The organism is Pedobacter nutrimenti (genome assembly GCF_003208655.1).
GTDB classification, from domain to species: domain Bacteria; phylum Bacteroidota; class Bacteroidia; order Sphingobacteriales; family Sphingobacteriaceae; genus Pedobacter; species Pedobacter nutrimenti.
Genome location: NZ_QKLU01000008.1, coordinates 169,318 through 186,350 on the forward strand (window position 1 = coordinate 169,318; position 17,033 = coordinate 186,350).

Annotated in this window: 14 protein-coding genes; 10 read left to right on the top strand and 4 right to left on the bottom strand. The window is 41.9% G+C overall.

Going from position 1 to position 17,033, the window contains the following annotated elements; translation table 11 throughout:
- Positions 1-62: 62 nt before the first annotated feature.
- The gene (locus B0O44_RS20335; RefSeq protein ID WP_110833938.1) at positions 63-1,277 is read left to right on the top strand and encodes an OmpP1/FadL family transporter; all 1,215 of its coding nucleotides are present in this window, start codon (positions 63-65) and stop codon (positions 1,275-1,277) included.
- A 17-nt stretch (positions 1,278-1,294) separates the two neighbouring features.
- The gene (locus tag B0O44_RS20340) at positions 1,295-2,587 is read left to right on the top strand and encodes an SGNH/GDSL hydrolase family protein (RefSeq protein ID WP_110833939.1); all 1,293 of its coding nucleotides are present in this window, start codon (positions 1,295-1,297) and stop codon (positions 2,585-2,587) included.
- 61 nt (positions 2,588-2,648) lie between these two features.
- On the opposite strand, the gene msrA is transcribed toward B0O44_RS20340, so the two are convergent.
- Positions 2,649-3,236, bottom strand: coding sequence for a peptide-methionine (S)-S-oxide reductase MsrA (gene msrA / locus B0O44_RS20345; RefSeq protein WP_245943757.1), 588 nt, complete (start codon positions 3,234-3,236; stop codon positions 2,649-2,651).
- Positions 3,237-3,573: 337 nt separating this feature from the next.
- On the opposite strand from msrA, the gene B0O44_RS20350 reads away from it, so the two are divergent.
- A complete protein-coding gene (locus B0O44_RS20350) occupies positions 3,574-4,536 on the top strand; it encodes an isopenicillin N synthase family dioxygenase (RefSeq protein WP_110833941.1) in 963 nt (320 codons plus the stop codon).
- Positions 4,537-4,603: 67 nt separating this feature from the next.
- On the opposite strand, the gene B0O44_RS20355 is transcribed toward B0O44_RS20350, so the two are convergent.
- Positions 4,604-6,439 carry a serine hydrolase domain-containing protein gene (locus B0O44_RS20355; protein WP_110833942.1) on the bottom strand — a complete coding sequence of 612 codons (1,836 nt, stop codon included), beginning with the start codon at positions 6,437-6,439 and terminating at the stop codon, positions 4,604-4,606.
- A gap of 154 nt (positions 6,440-6,593) precedes the next feature.
- Here B0O44_RS20355 and mutL point away from each other — a divergent pair, with 154 nt between their 5' ends.
- From mutL to B0O44_RS20390, 7 genes are all read left to right on the top strand, one after another.
- The gene (gene mutL / locus B0O44_RS20360) at positions 6,594-8,444 is read left to right on the top strand and encodes a DNA mismatch repair endonuclease MutL (protein ID WP_110833943.1); all 1,851 of its coding nucleotides are present in this window, start codon (positions 6,594-6,596) and stop codon (positions 8,442-8,444) included.
- A 2-nt stretch (positions 8,445-8,446) separates the two neighbouring features.
- Positions 8,447-9,181, top strand: coding sequence for a rhomboid family intramembrane serine protease (locus B0O44_RS20365; protein ID WP_110833944.1), 735 nt, complete (start codon positions 8,447-8,449; stop codon positions 9,179-9,181).
- Positions 9,174-10,037, top strand: a complete 864-nt coding sequence (locus tag B0O44_RS20370) for a rhomboid family intramembrane serine protease (RefSeq protein WP_110833945.1) — start codon at positions 9,174-9,176, stop codon at positions 10,035-10,037. Before B0O44_RS20365 ends, B0O44_RS20370 begins: the two co-directional genes overlap by 8 nt.
- Positions 10,037-11,146 (top strand): endonuclease/exonuclease/phosphatase family protein, encoded by a 1,110-nt coding sequence (locus B0O44_RS20375; protein WP_110833946.1) that lies wholly within the window; start codon positions 10,037-10,039, stop codon positions 11,144-11,146. The genes B0O44_RS20370 and B0O44_RS20375 overlap by 1 nt, the downstream gene beginning before the upstream one ends.
- Positions 11,147-11,196: 50 nt before the next feature.
- Positions 11,197-12,660 carry a cysteine--tRNA ligase gene (gene cysS / locus B0O44_RS20380; protein WP_110833947.1) on the top strand — a complete coding sequence of 488 codons (1,464 nt, stop codon included), beginning with the start codon at positions 11,197-11,199 and terminating at the stop codon, positions 12,658-12,660.
- Positions 12,661-12,734: 74 nt separating this feature from the next.
- Positions 12,735-13,592: a YybH family protein gene (locus B0O44_RS20385; protein ID WP_110833948.1), complete on the top strand. Its 858-nt coding sequence runs from the start codon at positions 12,735-12,737 to the stop codon at positions 13,590-13,592.
- Between the two features lie 91 nt (positions 13,593-13,683).
- Entirely contained in the window at positions 13,684-14,556 is an 873-nt protein-coding gene (locus B0O44_RS20390; protein WP_110833949.1) for a glycerophosphodiester phosphodiesterase family protein, read from the top strand.
- Here the strand turns inward: B0O44_RS20390 and B0O44_RS20395 are convergent.
- Both B0O44_RS20395 and B0O44_RS20400 read right to left on the bottom strand, forming a co-directional pair.
- Positions 14,548-15,510 (bottom strand): AAA family ATPase, encoded by a 963-nt coding sequence (locus B0O44_RS20395; RefSeq protein WP_110833950.1) that lies wholly within the window; start codon positions 15,508-15,510, stop codon positions 14,548-14,550. The two genes, B0O44_RS20390 and B0O44_RS20395, sit on opposite strands and share 9 nt — an antisense overlap.
- A 5-nt stretch (positions 15,511-15,515) precedes the next feature.
- Positions 15,516-16,871, bottom strand: coding sequence for a peptidylprolyl isomerase (locus B0O44_RS20400; protein WP_110833951.1), 1,356 nt, complete (start codon positions 16,869-16,871; stop codon positions 15,516-15,518).
- Positions 16,872-17,033 lie beyond the last annotated feature (162 nt).

Consider the following 17,033-nt stretch of genomic DNA (forward strand, 5'->3'; position numbering starts at 1 on the left):
GCTTGCTTTCAAATGAATCCACTGCTGCACGCTTCAAATTCTAACAATCTAATATATCTAAAATGAAAAAGATTCTACTTAGTGTTTTATTGGCGGTACCTGTCTGGGGATTTTCCCAGTCTTTCCAGGTTAACCTTCAGGGACAAAAACAAACCGCTATGGGAGGTGCTGGCACCGGGGTAGCGATGGACGAGGCTGCCGTATTTTTTAATCCGGGTGCGGTTTCCTTCTTAAAACAGAATGGCGTGCAGGGTGGTGTTAACGGCATTATACTAAAAACCTCTTTCAGTCAGGCGGGTTCAAACATTACCGAGCACAATCAAAATAAATTACCAACACCTTTTGCCGCTTATGCCGTATTTGGTTCTCCTCAAAACAGATTAAGATTTGGTTTGGGTGTATATACGCCATTTGGAGGAGCAATGCATTGGGATACAAACTGGACTGGAAAATATACGGTAACCTCATTGGATTTACAGGCCGTTTATATTCAGCCAACATTGAGTTTAAAAATTACGGATAACATTGGTATTGGTGGTGGTGTGGTTTATTCTCTGGGCAAGGTCGATTTGAGAAGGGCCATTCCCATTACCTTGAACAATGGGGAATCTTCGACAGCCCAGTTGAAAGGAACTTCAAAAGATTTCGGATGGAATGCCGGTATTTATATCAATACCCTTTCCGGAGTTACCATTGGTATTTCCCATCGTTCTAAAATTAATGCAACTGTGGATAACGGAGATGCAAACTTTGTTGTTCCTGATGCATTAAAACCAACATTCCCGACAAAGTTTAACGCACAATTGCCTTTGCCGGCAACAAGTACCATTGGTTTTGGTTTTTATCCTTCGGACAAAACCACCATTGCCCTGGATGTAAACTGGGTACAGTGGCATGTGTATAAAGATTTGGCTTTTGATTACGACAACAATACCCGCATTCCGGATACAAAATCACCACGTAATTATCATGATGCAGCAACTTTCCGTTTGGGAATTGAAAACAAGGTAAGCTCTATTGTGGCACTCAGGGCTGGTGTGGGTTATGCCCTTACACCTGTGGGCGATGGATATGTTACCCCTGAGGTACCAGATGCCAACCGCTTGCTTTTAAGTGCTGGTATTGGTTTTAAGCCTTCCGAGCGTTTCGGTGTTGATTTTTCCTTTTTATATGAAAATGTTAAATCACGTAGTGGAACCAATATTGAAACGGGTTTAAACGGTACATTTAAAACGGTAGCTTTTATTCCTGGAGTGGCCTTATCTTATAAATTCTAATCACCAAAGAAAACATCATGAACTCAAAATATTTTTACAAAAGTGCCCTAGCCCTTGCTGTTCTTGGGCTGGCAGCCTGCAAACCTTCGGTTAATACGACTGTTCCAAGTAAAGGAACTGCAGATTTTACCCGTTATATTGCTGTTGGTAATTCCCTGACTTCTGGTTTTGCTGATGGGGGATTATACCTGGACGGACAAAAGAACTGCTTTCCGGGAATGATTGCTGAGCAGATGAAAACAGTGGGTGGCGGTAGCTTTACGACGCCTTTTTTTGCAGATAATCAGGCCAATGGCTCTGGGTATCTCAAACTGACAGGGTTTAATGCCAATGGTACACCTCAAACAACAAAAGAAACTTCCAATTTGGCTTATCGACCAGGAAGCACAACTTTTTTTACGCGTTATAGTGGCGACATTAACAATTACGGAGTACCGGGAATTAAGCTGATTCATTCCACGATTGCGGGATATGGAACGCTTAATCCTTATTATGAACGTATGTTAACGGATGCGACATTAACAACCCCATATTTAAACTTTGTAACCTCCAAACCCTTTACCTTTTTCAGTATGTGGCTGGGTAATAATGATATTCTGGGCTATGCAACTTCTGGCGGGGCTGGTGATACACCAACAGATAAAGCTTTGTTTACCCAGGTTTATAATCTTGTGGTGAGTCAGTTGGTCAAAGGTGGAACTGGGGGAAATGGTGCTAAAGGTGTTGTTGCAACCATTCCGGATGTAACTGCTACTGCTTTTTTTAGAACAGTCACTTTGAAAAGCATATTGGCAGCGGTTAATGCTTCTCCCGGTGGGGCTGGCGTTACAGATCTTTATATTAAGCCAGGAACCGGAGCTGCCAGAAAAGCGACTGCGGAAGATCTGTTTACACTGACCCTTTTGTCTGACCGTACAATAGGTAAACCTGATGCTACTGGTCCTTATGGTCTTGCGCCTACCAATCCTATAGAAAACCAATATGTTTTGGATAAGGACGAAGTGGCTGTGGTTAACGATTATGTTGCCTCTTATAATGCAACCATCAGGTCTGTAGCTTCCGCTTATAACCTGGCGCTAATGGATGCCAATGCGATGCTGAAAGAATATGGTGCGGGTAAAGAGGTTAATGGGGCACTGGTCAGCGGCGCGTTCATTACAGGTAACTTGTTTTCTTTGGATGGAATCCATTTGACTCCTATGGGCTATGCAATTACAGCCAATGGCTTTATCAACGCGATCAATGCAAAATATGGTTCCAGCATTCCAATTGTGGATGTAACCAAATACAGAGGGGTCAAATTCCCTTAAGTTTATTGCACTAAATAAAAAGCCCCCGGATAGATCATCCGGGGGCTTTTTATTAAAGTGGTTAATGTTTGAGTTTATCCTTAAAAATCTGATCTAATTTATCGAGTTTTGGAAGGATCACCAGTCTGCAGTAAGGTTGTTCCTTATTCTTATTGAAATAATTCTGGTGATAGTTTTCTGCGGTATAAAAAGGTTGTTCCTTTGAGATTTCGGTCACGACCGGATTTCCGTAAGCATGGGTCTGGTTTAATTCTGCTTTATATTTTTCTGCGGTTTCTTTTTGTTCCTGATCATGGTAAAAGATCACCGAGCGGTATTGCGTGCCTACATCGGCACCCTGGCGGTTTATTGTGGTTGGATCATGCGTTTTCCAGAAAACAGCAAGCAGCTCATCATAACTGATTTTAGAAGGGTCATAGGTAATTTCAATTACCTCGGCGTGACCTGTTGTTCCGGTGCAGACCTCTTCATAGCTGGGGTCGATGACATCCCCTCCTTCATAACCGGAGCGGACAGCCGACACCCCATTTAATCTTTGAAAGATGGCCTCTGAGCACCAGAAGCAACCCATACCAAAGGTCGCTTTTTGTAATTTCTTTTGCTGCGCATCTGCGTTAGTATTGGTCAGAGATAAGAGTATTAATATCATAAGGGATAAAGATTTCATGTGCCAGATTGATTTATTTGAGCTTCTTACTTCAGGTGAGCTGCGGTTAAACAATATACTATTTGTGGGCGTAAATCCAGAGAAATACATTTGTTTTTAACTTTCTTTAACTACGGGCATGAGGTGGTTATGGTTTTTAGCCTAAATGGTTATGACTGATTTATTACACTATCAGGATTGTCTTTAAATGTTTTCTGAAATTGTTAATAACTTAAAGTGTTTTTGGATAGGGTGTTGTGTCTTCTGAATTTGTATATTTAATGTTTATTAACAATAGTTTCCTAATTTTAGACGTCATAAAAAAATAAAAGAAAACACTATGTCAACACCGTATATACCTTGTTTGGATCTTGGTTCCTATATTGACGGAACTGAAGAGCAACGCAAAAAATTCTCGGATGAACTGGGAAGAGCGTTCAATGATTCTGGTTTTGTAACCATTACCAATCATGGCGTAAGCCAGGAATTAATCGATCAGCTCTATAAAAATATTAAGGCTGTTTTTGCTTTGTCACCAGAGCAGAAAAGTAAATATGAAAAACCAGAACTGGCAGGACAAAGAGGTTATACCAGTCCGGGTAAAGAAACTGCAAAAGGTGCTAAAACTGCCGACTTGAAAGAGTTCTGGCAAATTGGGCAGGAAGTGAGTGATGGAGATGCCATTAAAAGCGAATATCCTGACAATGAATATCTGGAAGAACTTCCTGAATTCAATGAAGTGACCAGGGAAATTTATGTGAAACTGGAAAACAATGGAAAACACCTGCTTAGGGCAATATCAACCTATTTGGGTTTACCTGTTGATTATTTCGATAAACAGGTACACAACGGAAACTCTATTTTAAGGGGGATCCATTATTTTCCTATTGAAAATCCGGAAGCAATTCCTGATGATGCGGTACGTGCCGGTGCCCATGAAGACATTAACCTGATTACCTTACTGATCGGTGCAAGTGCTGATGGCCTGGAAGTTTTAACCAGAAGTAATGAATGGTTGCCAATTAAAGCCCATCATTCTGATATCGTTGTCAACGTCGGGGATATGTTGCAAAGATTAACCAATAATAAACTTCGTTCTACAACGCATAGGGTAGTTAATCCTCCGCGTGAACTGATGAAAACCTCACGTTTTTCTGTGCCGTTTTTCCTGCATCCCCGTTCAGATATGGATTTAACCAGTCTTTCTTCCTGTATCGATGCTGAACATCCAAAAGTATATACAGACATGACTGCCGGTGAATACCTGGATGAGCGTCTGAGAGAAATTGGCTTGAAAAAATAAGATTGACATTCCATAAAAATAAAAGGCCTGTATAGATGTATACAGGCCTTTTATTTTATAGCAGGGTTTAGTTTTTTCCTTGGTCTATGGCCTTATTGATCACATCCTGTATCCTGCCCCTGATTTTCAGCCTGCTTAAGGTTTCGGTTACTCCCGGGTTGACCCGGTTGGACAGAAAGATGTAAACCAGGCCTCTGGAAGGATCTACCCATACACAGGTTCCGGTATAACCCGTATGACCATAGGTCTGGGGGGAAGCCAGTTCCGAAGGGTAATGTTTGGAGGCGTCCGGGTCCCAGCGGTCAAAGCCCAGGCCCCTTCTGCTGACATTGGATTGTTTGGCGGTGAACATATCGACCGTTTGGGGTTTAAAATATTCCTGGCCCCCGTAAGTCCCTTTATTGAGCAGCATCTGGTACATAATGGCCATGTCATTGGCGCTGGCGAATAAACCGGCGTGACCGGATACACCACCAGCAAGGGCCGCTCCCTGATCGTGTACGTAACCAACCAAAAGGGTTTTTCTGAAATACAGGTCATTTTCGGTCGGGATAATCTGATCTTTGGAGAAACGGTTTCTCGGCAAAAAACCAGCGGTCTGCATCCCCAGGGGGGTATAAAAGTTGTCTGCTGTGTATTTGTTCAGGGGTGCCCCGCTGATCCTTTCCACAATTTCTTTCATGACATACATGCTAATGTCGCTGTATACATAGCTGCCGCGGGTTTTGATTGGTGCATTGAGCATTTTTGGCCACATCACATCTTTAAAATAATCTTTGCGGACATAATAGCCGTCTGCCACTTTAGTCGGAAAAGCTGCCGAAGAATCTGAACTGTGGTCCGCAGGTTTAATGTAGTCATGGAAAGGGATATAAGGGATAAAACCAGCCTGGTGCAACATCACCTCTCTGACCTGTATGCCATTCATGGGGGTATTTCTTGCTTTGGGGATGTAGGCACCAATATTGGTGTCCAACTTAAGTTTGTTTTCTTCTACCAGGCGCATCACCGCAGGTGTTGTTGCGGTAATTTTGGTGACAGAAGCCAGGTCAAATATATCCGATACCTGATCGGCCAGGGCGTCGGCATCATAGGTATGTTTGCCATAGGCTTTGTTGAAAATAACTTTTCCGTCCTTGGCAACAAGTACAACCATTCCTGGTGCCGCTTTTGCATTAATCGCTTCCGCAGCAATGGAATTGATTTCGCTCAGGTCGTCTGCATTTACACCTGCGTCTTCAGGAAGGGTATATTTTAGTCTGGTGGCCTGGGTAGAAAAGCCGGAGCCGGCGGTGTATTTTCCGGAATAGCTGAAAGCGAGTTTTTGACTGACTGGTATCCCACCAAAAATTATTTGCGCGGCAACACTGGCCGCATCCGCATCTTTTTGTACGGACCAAAGTAAAGGGGCGCTGAGCTGGTCGAAAGCACGCAGGCCATTGCCCTCACCAAACAGGGCAACTACAACTTGTTTGCTTTTTGCAATACTGTTAATGAAGTTTTGGTAACGCAGGTTTGAAGCATCCTGATCTGTAATGGAAATGATAACCGTGTTGAAATATTTCAAATCGTCTTCCAGGTCGTCCAAAGTTGCAGCGTCTTTATAATTGGCAGCATGAAAGGGGCTTACTTTTGTGTATTTATTAAGTAGGCTGTCCAATACCCCCTGAGCAGAAAATCCGAGGTCAACAGAGGCTATGTTTTTTTTCTCCAGGGACATCAGTGGAATGAGGTTTTGCTGGTTGTTCAGCAAGACCGTGCTTTTAATAATGGTGTTAATCGTGTTTAGTCTGGCTTCGTTTTTTTTATGCTCCTGTGCGCAGGCACTTAAGGTGAATCCTGCAATAAAGCAGATGCCCAGTATTTTGAATAGGTTCTTTGTTCTTGAGGTTCTTTTGTTCATTGAAATTGTAGGGTTCTTATCGGTTTTCAAAATGCGCGTTGCATAAAGATATAAAATGATGGACTGACTTCGTCATTTAACATTCAATTATAAGAAAAGAGATGAGTTTAAGGCTTATTTTCGCTAAATTAGCAACCTTTACTATAGAGCATAAATGTCAGATATTATAAAACTTTTACCCGATAACGTGGCCAACCAGATTGCGGCAGGAGAGGTGGTTCAGCGTCCAGCATCGGCAGTAAAAGAATTGTTGGAGAACGCAATAGATGCAGGGGCAAATAAAATACAACTGATCCTGAAAGATGCCGGAAAGGCCCTGATTCAAGTGATCGATAATGGCTGCGGAATGAGCCCTGCAGATGCAAGGATGTGTTTTGAAAGACACGCGACTTCGAAAGTACGCAATGCAGAGGACCTCTTTGCAATCCGTACCATGGGATTTCGGGGGGAGGCCATGGCTTCTATCGCCGCCATTGCCCAGGTAGAAATGAAAACCCGTCGGCATGAAGATGAACTGGGTACACAGATAGAAATAGAAGGCTCTTCATTTTTAAGTCAGGAACCTGTGGCCGCTGCAGAAGGGACAAGCATTAGCGTGAAAAATTTATTTTTCAATACACCGGCCCGTCGCAATTTTCTGAAAAGTAATCCTGCTGAAATGCGTCATGTTTTAGATGAATTTCAAAGGGTTTCTCTGGCCAATCCACAAATTGCCTTTAGTCTTCACCACGATGGTGCAGAAATTTACCGCCTGCCTTCTTCTTCTTTGAAGCAAAGGATTATTCACTTATTTGGAAATAATTATAACCAGAGACTGATACCAGTAGAGGAGGAAACGACGATCATCAACTTAAAGGGCTTTATCGGTAAGCCTGAATTTGCAAAAAAAACAAGGGGTGAGCAGTTCTTTTTTGTCAATAACCGTTTCATCAAAGATGGTTATCTGAACCATGCCATAAACAAGGCCTATCAGGAGTTGCTGTCGGAAGAAAATTTCCCTTTATATGTGCTCTTTATTGATATAGATCCTTCAAAAATCGATGTGAATGTACATCCAACTAAAACCGAGATCAAGTATCTGGAGGAGAAATCCATTTATGCAATTATTCATTCGGCCGTTAAGCGTTCTTTGGGAAAGTTTAACATTAGCCCTACCATTGATTTTGATGTAGAAACAGGGTTTAGCGGGATGATCAGCCCTAAGGCCCCGGAGGATATCGTTCCACCAACCATTAGTTTCAACCCTGATTTTAATCCTTTTAAAGAAGATCGGGTTTCGGAAAGGTCTGCTTCCTATTCTAGCGGGGGATATGAATCCAGGTCCGGTAGTACAAAAAACTGGGGCTCCCTATATGAGATTGCCAATCACAGCCCTGCCGAACAGGTGAAAATTGATTTGCCCGGTCAGGGAGAAACAGAAAATTTTACCCCTCTGCAAAAACAATTAATGCAGGTGCACAACCGTTATATCATTTCACAGATTAAGTCGGGTTTAATGGTCATTGATCAGCAGGCGGCACACGAACGGATACTTTATGAACGTTTTATTGTGCATTTGGAAGACCGAAAAGGAGCCTCCCAGCAAAGTTTGTTCCCTCAAACAGTTACTCTGAGCCCGAATGATTACGAACTGGCCAAAGGTTTGCTGGAAGACATTAAAAGCCTTGGCTTTGAAGTGAGGGAATTTGGGAAAAATACATTGGTTATTGAAGGGATCCCGGTAGATCTGGGCAGCAGTAACCTGAACGAAACACAGCTTTTTGAACATTTGATTGAGGGGTTTAAAAATTCTCAGCAGGAGTTAAAGCTGGATAAAAGGGATGCGCTGGCCAGAAGTATGGCCCGCAATAGTGCAATTAAAGGTGGAGCGGTTTTAAGTCAGGAAGAAATGAATACCCTGATAGAGCAATTGTTTGCCTGTAAAACACCTAATTTCAGTATTAGTGGAAAACCGGTTGTACAGACCATTTCCTTAACAGATCTTGAAAAGAAATTTGAAAAATAAGAATGAATAATATTCATATACCACCAGTTGTAAAAAACCTTTTAATTATTAATATCCTGTTTTTTGCAGCGACCTATGTATTTCAAAGTAAAGGAATTGAGCTTGCACAATATCTGGGCGCATTTTATTTCGATTCAGTGTATTTCAAGGTCTGGCAACCCATTTCCTATATGTTTATGCATGGTGGCTTTACGCATATTCTTTTTAATATGTTTGCCCTTTATATGTTTGGCAGCATTCTGGAAAGCCGTTGGGGCGCAAAGCGCTTTATTAATTTTTATCTGATCACAGGTCTGGGTGCACTTGCCTTACAGTGGGCAGTGCAGGCTTTTGAAGTTTATCATATAACAGGTACAGCAATCAATCAAAGCCCTGGATTATTGGAGCATCTTGAGAAGGGGCAGTTTAATCCAGCTCAGTTTACTGAGATTCAGGCGGCTACCCTCCATGGTATTTATTTCTCTCCAATGGTGGGTGCTTCAGGGGCCATTTTTGGTTTGCTTGTCGCTTTTGGCATGCTCTATCCGAATACGGAATTGTACATTATGTTTATCCCGGTCCCGGTGAAAGCAAAGTACATTATTCCAATTTATATCGTCGTTGAATTATTTCTTGGTGTGGCGAGTTTTCAGGGTGATTCTGTGGCGCATTATGCACATTTGGGTGGAGCGCTTCTGGGCTTTATCCTCGTTAAATTATGGAAAGATAAAAACACATTTTACGACTACTATGACTAAATCTCTTTTTGAAGAATTGAAATTTAAAGTATTCAGATCAGGTAACCCTATATATCTTTACATAGGGCTAAATACCCTGATCTTTGTTGTTATGGCCCTTTTGGGTGTCGCTTTTTTCCTTTCGGGAAAGGGGACTGTTGGACTGGATGCCTTTGTCAGGGAATACCTGGCCTTTCCTGCTTCCTTTGAGCGTCTGCCCTTGCGTTTTTATACCATCATTACTTATCAGTTCTTTCATGAGGGAATATTACATATACTGTTTAACATGCTGTGGCTTTACTGGATGGGCCGGATTTTTCTGGATTTTTTAAAACCCCGTCAGTTTCATTTTGTCTACCTTGCCGGAGGTATTGCCGGGGCATTATTTTTCAGCCTCGCTTTTCATATTTTTCCGGTATTTGCAAACAACATTTCCAGCGCCAGCATTGTTGGTGCTTCAGCAGCGGTCATGGCGGTAGTTGTCGCTGCGGCAACTCTGGTTCCTGATTATACCATCCGTTTATTGCTGATCGGTGATGTCAAGTTAAAATACCTGGCCATTGCTTATGTCATTCTGGATCTGATTGGTGTAGGTTCCTTTAATGCGGGCGGTAACCTTGCCCATCTTGGGGGGGCACTGATGGGTTTTGTTTACATCAAAGCCCTGCAGCGTGGAAATGACTGGAGTAACCTGTTTAAAAAGCGCAGTAAATTAAAAGTTGTCCGGAACGATCAGTTTAAAAGAAATTCAGATTCAAAAAGTACAACAGTGGCCCAGCATGAAATAGATGCGATACTGGATAAAATTTCCAAATCGGGCTATGATAAATTAAGTAAGGAAGAGAAAGAAACGCTTTTTAAGGCAAGCAAACATTAATGAAGAGAGCCAAACCTGCATTTATAGATAAAGTCGTCCGTTTAATGGCTCTGGGTCTTGCCCTGGCCCTTATTCTGGGTTGTATTGCAGGAAATGTGGACCCCAGAACAAACAGGCTGATTCCATTTTTTGGTCTTGCCTATCCTTTTTTTCTGTTGCTGAATATCTTAATGGCAGGTTGGTGGTTGCTCAGAAAGCGCTGGATTTTTATGGTCTTAACCATTGGGGTCATTTTGCTCGGCTGGAGGGCATTGAACGCTACATTCAGCTTTAGAGGGCTAAGCGGTGAAGGGCCAAAAATTAAATCCGACCTGATCCGGATGATGACCTATAATGTGCATAGTTTCAGGCCTTATGATTCAGGGAATGTGGAGTCTGTTAAAAGGCAAATGCTTCAGGTGGTCAGGGACGAGAATCCCGATATTATGTGTTTTCAGGAGTATTATACAAGGAAAAAGGGAAGTTATGCCATTACCGACAGTTTGAAGAAAATGCTAAATACTTCCTATTATTATTTTGTACCTACTTCTTCTAACGATTATGAAGCTATGGGCCTGGCCATATTTTCAAAATATCCCATTAAAAATAAAGGAAACATTGTGTTTGAAGGGCATGGTGGCAACTCCAGCATTTATGTCGATGTACAGGTGCAGCAAAAATTGTTGCGGATTTATAATGTTCATTTGCAATCCATTTCTTTTGATAAACAGGACTACCAATATCTGGATAAAGTAACCAAAAAAATGGATCCGGAGATCGTGCCTTCCAAAAGGATTTTAAGTATGCTCAATACCGCTTTTTTAAAACGAAGTGCCCAGGTGGACATCATGAAAGCCCATATGAAAACCTGTACCATCCCATTTTTAATTTCGGGCGATTTTAATGATACCCCGGCATCTTATGCGGTCACCCAAATGACAGCTGGCCTGAGTAAAACTTTTGTAAAGAAAGGATCGGGCTTAGGACGTACCTATAATGGCAAGTTTCCTAATTTCCAGATCGATTATATTGCAGTGACCAAAGAAATGGAGGTCATCAACCATCGGATTATAGAGGCCCGCCTGTCTGATCACTTTCCGATAAGAAGTGACCTGAGATTAAAACCTTAAATTTTTTACCTTTGTACAAAGGAATACAGCACGAATAACAAAATCAAAAAATGAAAACCGGCTTACAGCTTTACAACACCTTAACACGTAAAAAAGAATTATTTAAGCCCCTGAATGCTCCGCATGTCGGAATGTACGTTTGTGGGCCAACTGTTTACAGTGATGTACATCTTGGTAATTGTCGTACTTTCATTTCTTTTGACCTGATTTTCCGTTACCTTAAATATAGCGGCTATAAAGTACGTTATGTGCGCAACATTACCGATGCCGGACACCTTGAAGGTGACCGTGATGAGGGAGATGATAAATTTGCAAAAAGAGCAAAGCTTGAGCAGCTGGAGCCTATGGAGATTGTACAAAAGTACACCCTGGGATTCCATGATGTTTTAAGAATGTTCAATACCCTTCCGCCAAGCATTGAACCTACTGCTACCGGACACATTATTGAGCAGATTGAAATGATCAAAGAGATCCTGGCAAATGGCTATGCTTATGAGACAGACGGAACGATTTATTTTGACGTTGAAAAATACAGCAAAACCTATAACTACACCATACTGACTAATCGGAACCTGGAAGACATGCTGGCCAACACCAGGGAACTGGACGGACAGGATGAAAAAAGAGGACGGCTTGATTTCGCCTTATGGATTAAGGCCAAGCCGGAAACGCTGATGAAATGGGCATCTCCCTGGGGCCTTGGATTTCCGGGCTGGCATATTGAATGTTCAGCGATGAGTGCAAAATATCTGGGGCAGGAGTTTGATATCCATGGTGGGGGGATGGATCTTGCCGCTACCCATCATACAAATGAAATTGCACAGTCAGAAGCCTGCAGCCATGTCCAGCCTGCACGCTACTGGATGCACACCAATATGCTGACCGTAAATGGTGCCCGTATGTCTAAATCGGCAGGAAATGGATTTTTACCAGGAGAACTTTTTACTGGAAATCACCCATTACTGGACAGGGGTTACAGCCCTATGACGGTTAAATTTTTTATGCTACAGGCCCATTACCGCAGTACGCTGGATTTTTCAAATGAAGCACTTGACGCCTCTGAGAAAGGTTTTAGAAGACTAATGAACGCATTCGGACTGCTGGACAAACTGAGCGCTTCTGCTGAAAGTGATTTTGATATAGAGGCCATCCATCAGAACTGCATCAAGGCTATGGACGATGACTTCAACAGTCCTGTGGTTATTGCAGAGCTTTTTGAGGCAACACGCATCATCAATAGTGTTTATGATGGAAAAGCAAAAATCTCTGCCGTTGCCCTTGAGCAGCTTAAACAGCTCATGAATGATTTTGTACTGGATATTTTTGGCCTGAAAGACGAAGATACTTCCAACACAGAGCTCAACGATGTTTTGGAGATGGTGATTGACATCCGAAAATCGGCGAAAGAAAACAAAGATTATGCAACTTCAGATAAGATCCGTTTGGGCCTGCAAAGTATGGGCATACAATTAAAGGACAGCAAAGAAGGAACGACCTGGAGTAAATCGGGATAATGTTTAATTGTTAATTAATTTAAAAGTTAATATACCTTTCAAGTCTTATCTTCGTAAGATACTATACAATTCATATGACCAATAAACTAATTTATACCCTTGTTGCCCTTTCAATTACTTTTGGTGCCTATGCGCAAAAGTCTGATGGTACCACCAGGTCACTGGTGAATGCAGAACGTGAATTTGCAGAACACGCCGTTAAAGATGGAGAGAAAACAGCCTTTTTGAATTATTCAGCTGATAATGCGTTGGTGTTCAGACCTAACCCTATAAATGCAAAAACTTTTTATAGCGGACAGCAGGACCATAAAAATTTAAGCTGGTCGCCGGTATATGCCCGGGTTTCCAAAAGTGGTGACTGGGGTTTTACCACAGGTACCTATGTGTTGAACGGAGAAGAAAAAAGTTATGGAGATTATTTGTCTGTCTGGAAAGTGGTGAATGACCGCTGGCAGCTAGCCCTGGATTTGGGCACGTCGCACAATAAGCCCTTGAAAAAAGGAAAAGAAGAGTTCATTGAACCCGGAAGTTTTTATAAACCGAAATTCATCAACAGCAAACAAATTGCAGCGGGCGTTGGGATTATCCTGACTACTGAAAAGACTTTAAATGTTACGCTTAAATCCTATGGTTCGGCAGCATTTTCGGGCTTTTTAAACCCGGATGCCAGATTGCTTTTTCCAGGTCAGGAACCTATCGTCGGAAAAGACCGTATCCTGACTTTCTTTAATGGAATGGTGCAGAAAATCTCTTTAAAAACAACGAGTGCCGATAAAGCCTTAGGTGGAGATTTTGCCTATACCTATGGTGTGGCTACTATCGATTATAAGGCAGATTTAAGAGAAAGCTTTAATTATGTCTTTATTTACGAACGTCAGGCAGACCACAACTGGAACATCATTGCCCAGATATTTACGCCTGCAGAGCGCTAATTCAACCTTAAAACAGAAGCCCCTTATCAAAAGGGGCTTTTTTGTTTTATGGCCATTACATAAATTCTAAAATTATAACGTTATTTAACAAATGAACAAAACCTTAGTGATCATTCTTATGGTGCTGGGCATGCAGACCAAAGCACAAAAATTTATGCTTTTGGGGCATCAGGGCGCAAGAGGAATTATGCCGGAAAACACGATTCCTGGTATGCTGAAAGCCCTTGATCTTGGTGTTAATGTGCTGGATATGGATGTGGTGATTTCTAAGGACGAAAAGGTCGTGCTTTCGCATGAACCTTATTTTAACAATGAGATCAGTACCCGTCCCGATGGGAAGGAAATTTCTTTTAAGGAGGAAAAGAAATACAATATGTTTAAAATGAATTATGAGGAGATCAAAAAATTTGATGTCGGAAATAAAATTCATGCCCGTTTTCCGGGGCAGATGAAAATGAAAGCCTATAAACCACTTTTAGCTGAGCTGATTGATTCCGTAGAGGCTTATGTGAAAATCCGGAAACTCCCAAAGCCACTTTACAACATCGAAACTGCCCTGATCAGAAAAGGAGATGGAGAATTTCAACCTGAAGCCTCGGTTTTTATTGAGCGGATCATGGAAATTGTTAAAGAAAAGAAACTCAGTAAAAGGGTTATTATCCAATCTCTGGATATGCGTACACTACAATACCTGCATCAAAAATATCCTGATATTAAAACTTCACTGATGATTGATGAAAAGCAGGATTTTGAAGAAAGTATACAGGCCCTGGGTTTCACCCCGACTTATTATAGCCCCTATTCCGTACTGGTCGGAAAAGGATTGGTGGACCGTTGCCATTCCGCAGGTGTAAAGATTATACCCTGGACAGTAAATTCTATAAAAGAATTAAAATATCTGATTGATCTGGGGGTGGACGGGGTTGTCACAGATTATCCGAATCTGATGAACCGTTTAGAATAAATTCCTGATGATCTGTTCTACAGAAAGACCTTCCGCTTCCGCGCGGTAATTTCTAACAATACGGTGTCTTAAAATAGCTTCGGCGACGGCTTGTACATCTTCGATATCGGGTGAATATTTCCCTGAAATGGCAGCATGGCATTTCGCGCCCAGAACTAGAAACTGTGAAGCCCTTGGACCGGCGCCCCAACTCACATAAGAATTAACCTCTGCAGTAGACAGTGCGGTGCCCGGCCGGGTTTTAGCTGCAAGTTTAACGGCATATTCCAGTACATTGTCTGTCACAGGAATAGCCCGGATCAGTTTTTGAAAAAACTGGATCTGCTCGGCATTAATGATTTTCCTGAGCGGTGTCTGTATATTGCCCGTGGTGTTTTTGACGATGCTCAGCTCATCTTCAAAGGAAGGGTAGCCCAATAATATGTTAAACATAAACCGGTCCAGTTGCGCCTCAGGAAGCGGATAAGTACCTTCCTGCTCAATTGGGTTTTGAGTGGCAAGGACAAAAAACGGATTTGGTAAAACATGTCTGTGTCCTGCTGCAGTGACCGATCTTTCCTGCATGGCCTCCAATAGGGCTGCCTGTGTTTTTGGAGGGGTACGATTAATTTCGTCTGCAAGAATGATGTTTGAAAAAACAGGCCCTTTAATGAATTTAAAGTGCCTGTCCTCTCCAAGTATCTCTGCCCCGATGATGTCACTTGGCATCAGGTCGGGTGTAAATTGTATGCGGTTAAAATCCAGGTCCAATACCGAAGCAACCGTTTGGACCAATAGTGTTTTTGCAAGCCCTGGTACACCAACCAATAAACAATGACCATTACTAAAGATAGAGATCAGGACAGATTTGATCACTTCATCCTGACCGATCACGATCTGGGAAATCTCTTTCTTTATAGACGTAAAGGATTCATGAAGCGCATCAGCTGCTTCAATATCATTGCTGAAGGGCATAATAACTATTTTTTTAGGTTCTTGGTCCAGATTTTCAGCTCATTGCAGCTGATGTAATCATTGTCAATCCTAATATAGGTGTTTTCCCTGCGTTTCTCAAACCATTCACTTAGGGTTTTATCCATTTTCTGCTCCTGGGCCTTCTCTTTAAACTTGGCATAATCCTGTTCCAGGTTTCCTTTATGCGGTGGAACTTTGGATTTGAGCAGGAAGATCTTATAACCATCCTTACCATCTGCCCCGGTAAAAAATACCGGCTGTGAAATTTCTCCGACTTTCATGGTGTCAATAACCAGGAAAACTTTAGGGTCTACCTTGTCGGCAGGAATAAAAGTGGTTCTGGTTGAGTTTTCATAAGATAGGATCATACCGCCATTATATTTTGTTTCCTTGTTGTCAGAGTACAAAGAAGCAGCCGTAGAGAAAGTCAGTTTTTTTGCATTGATGTTCCTGTAAATACTGTCCGCATGCAATTTAATCCGGTCAAGACTTTGCGGCGTTGTTTGCGGCCGGATCAGGATATGCCGGGCATGTACCTGTTCTCCACGACGCTCTATGACCTGCAGCACATGGTAGCCGAACTCCGTTTCAAATACAGGGGATATTTCTCCGGGTTTAAGTTTAAAAGCCCAGGCTGTAAATTCTTTTGCCATTTGCATACGGTCAAAAAAACCAAGATCACCGCCATCAGCAGCAGATCCAGGATCTTCAGAATAGGTTTTCGCCAAAAAGCCAAAATCCTCTCCGCTTTTAACCCTTAAACGGATGGCGTCCAGTTTATCAAAATACTTTTGTTTTTCTGCTTTGGTCAGCTCCGGGTGAAGAACGATTTCTCCAACTTCGTACTCGGTCGGGATATCGGGTAAACTGTCTGTTTTATAAGAATTGAAATATTTTTGTACTTCTAAAGGAGTAACACTAATACCATCGGTGATTTTCTGCTGCATTTTATTGGCAATCAGAGCATCTTTGATATCTGGTCTGATTTCATCTTTATACTGAAGTATGGATTTGTTCAGGAATTGCTCCAGACGCTCCTGTCCGCCCGCGCGGTTCATACTCATACGCATCCTTCTGTCTACCTCATCATCTACCTGCTTGTCGTCTACCACTACAGAGTCGATCTCTGCCTGCTGTTTTAACAGTTTTTGTACCAGCATTTGTTGTAAAATATAACACCTTACATTTTCTGTATTCGGGTTCCCCGAATTCAGGTACTGTGCGTATTGCTGGTTCAGCTCAGATAACAGGATAATATTATTGCCCAGCACAGCCACAACTTTATCTATGTTTTTTTTCTGTGCCTGTACATTTAAAAACAAACAGAGTAACCCGCCTGCTATCAATAAAACTTTCTTCATTCTATTTCGTTCAATTCAATTATTATGCGCTTGCAAATGTATTAATATTAACAATAGGATTCCTCATCAGGCCTTTAGCTGTACCATGAACTTTATTTTAAGATACAGTTTAGGAGACTGAAAATGATCAGCTTCTTTGTTTAAGCTATAAAAGTAACAAAT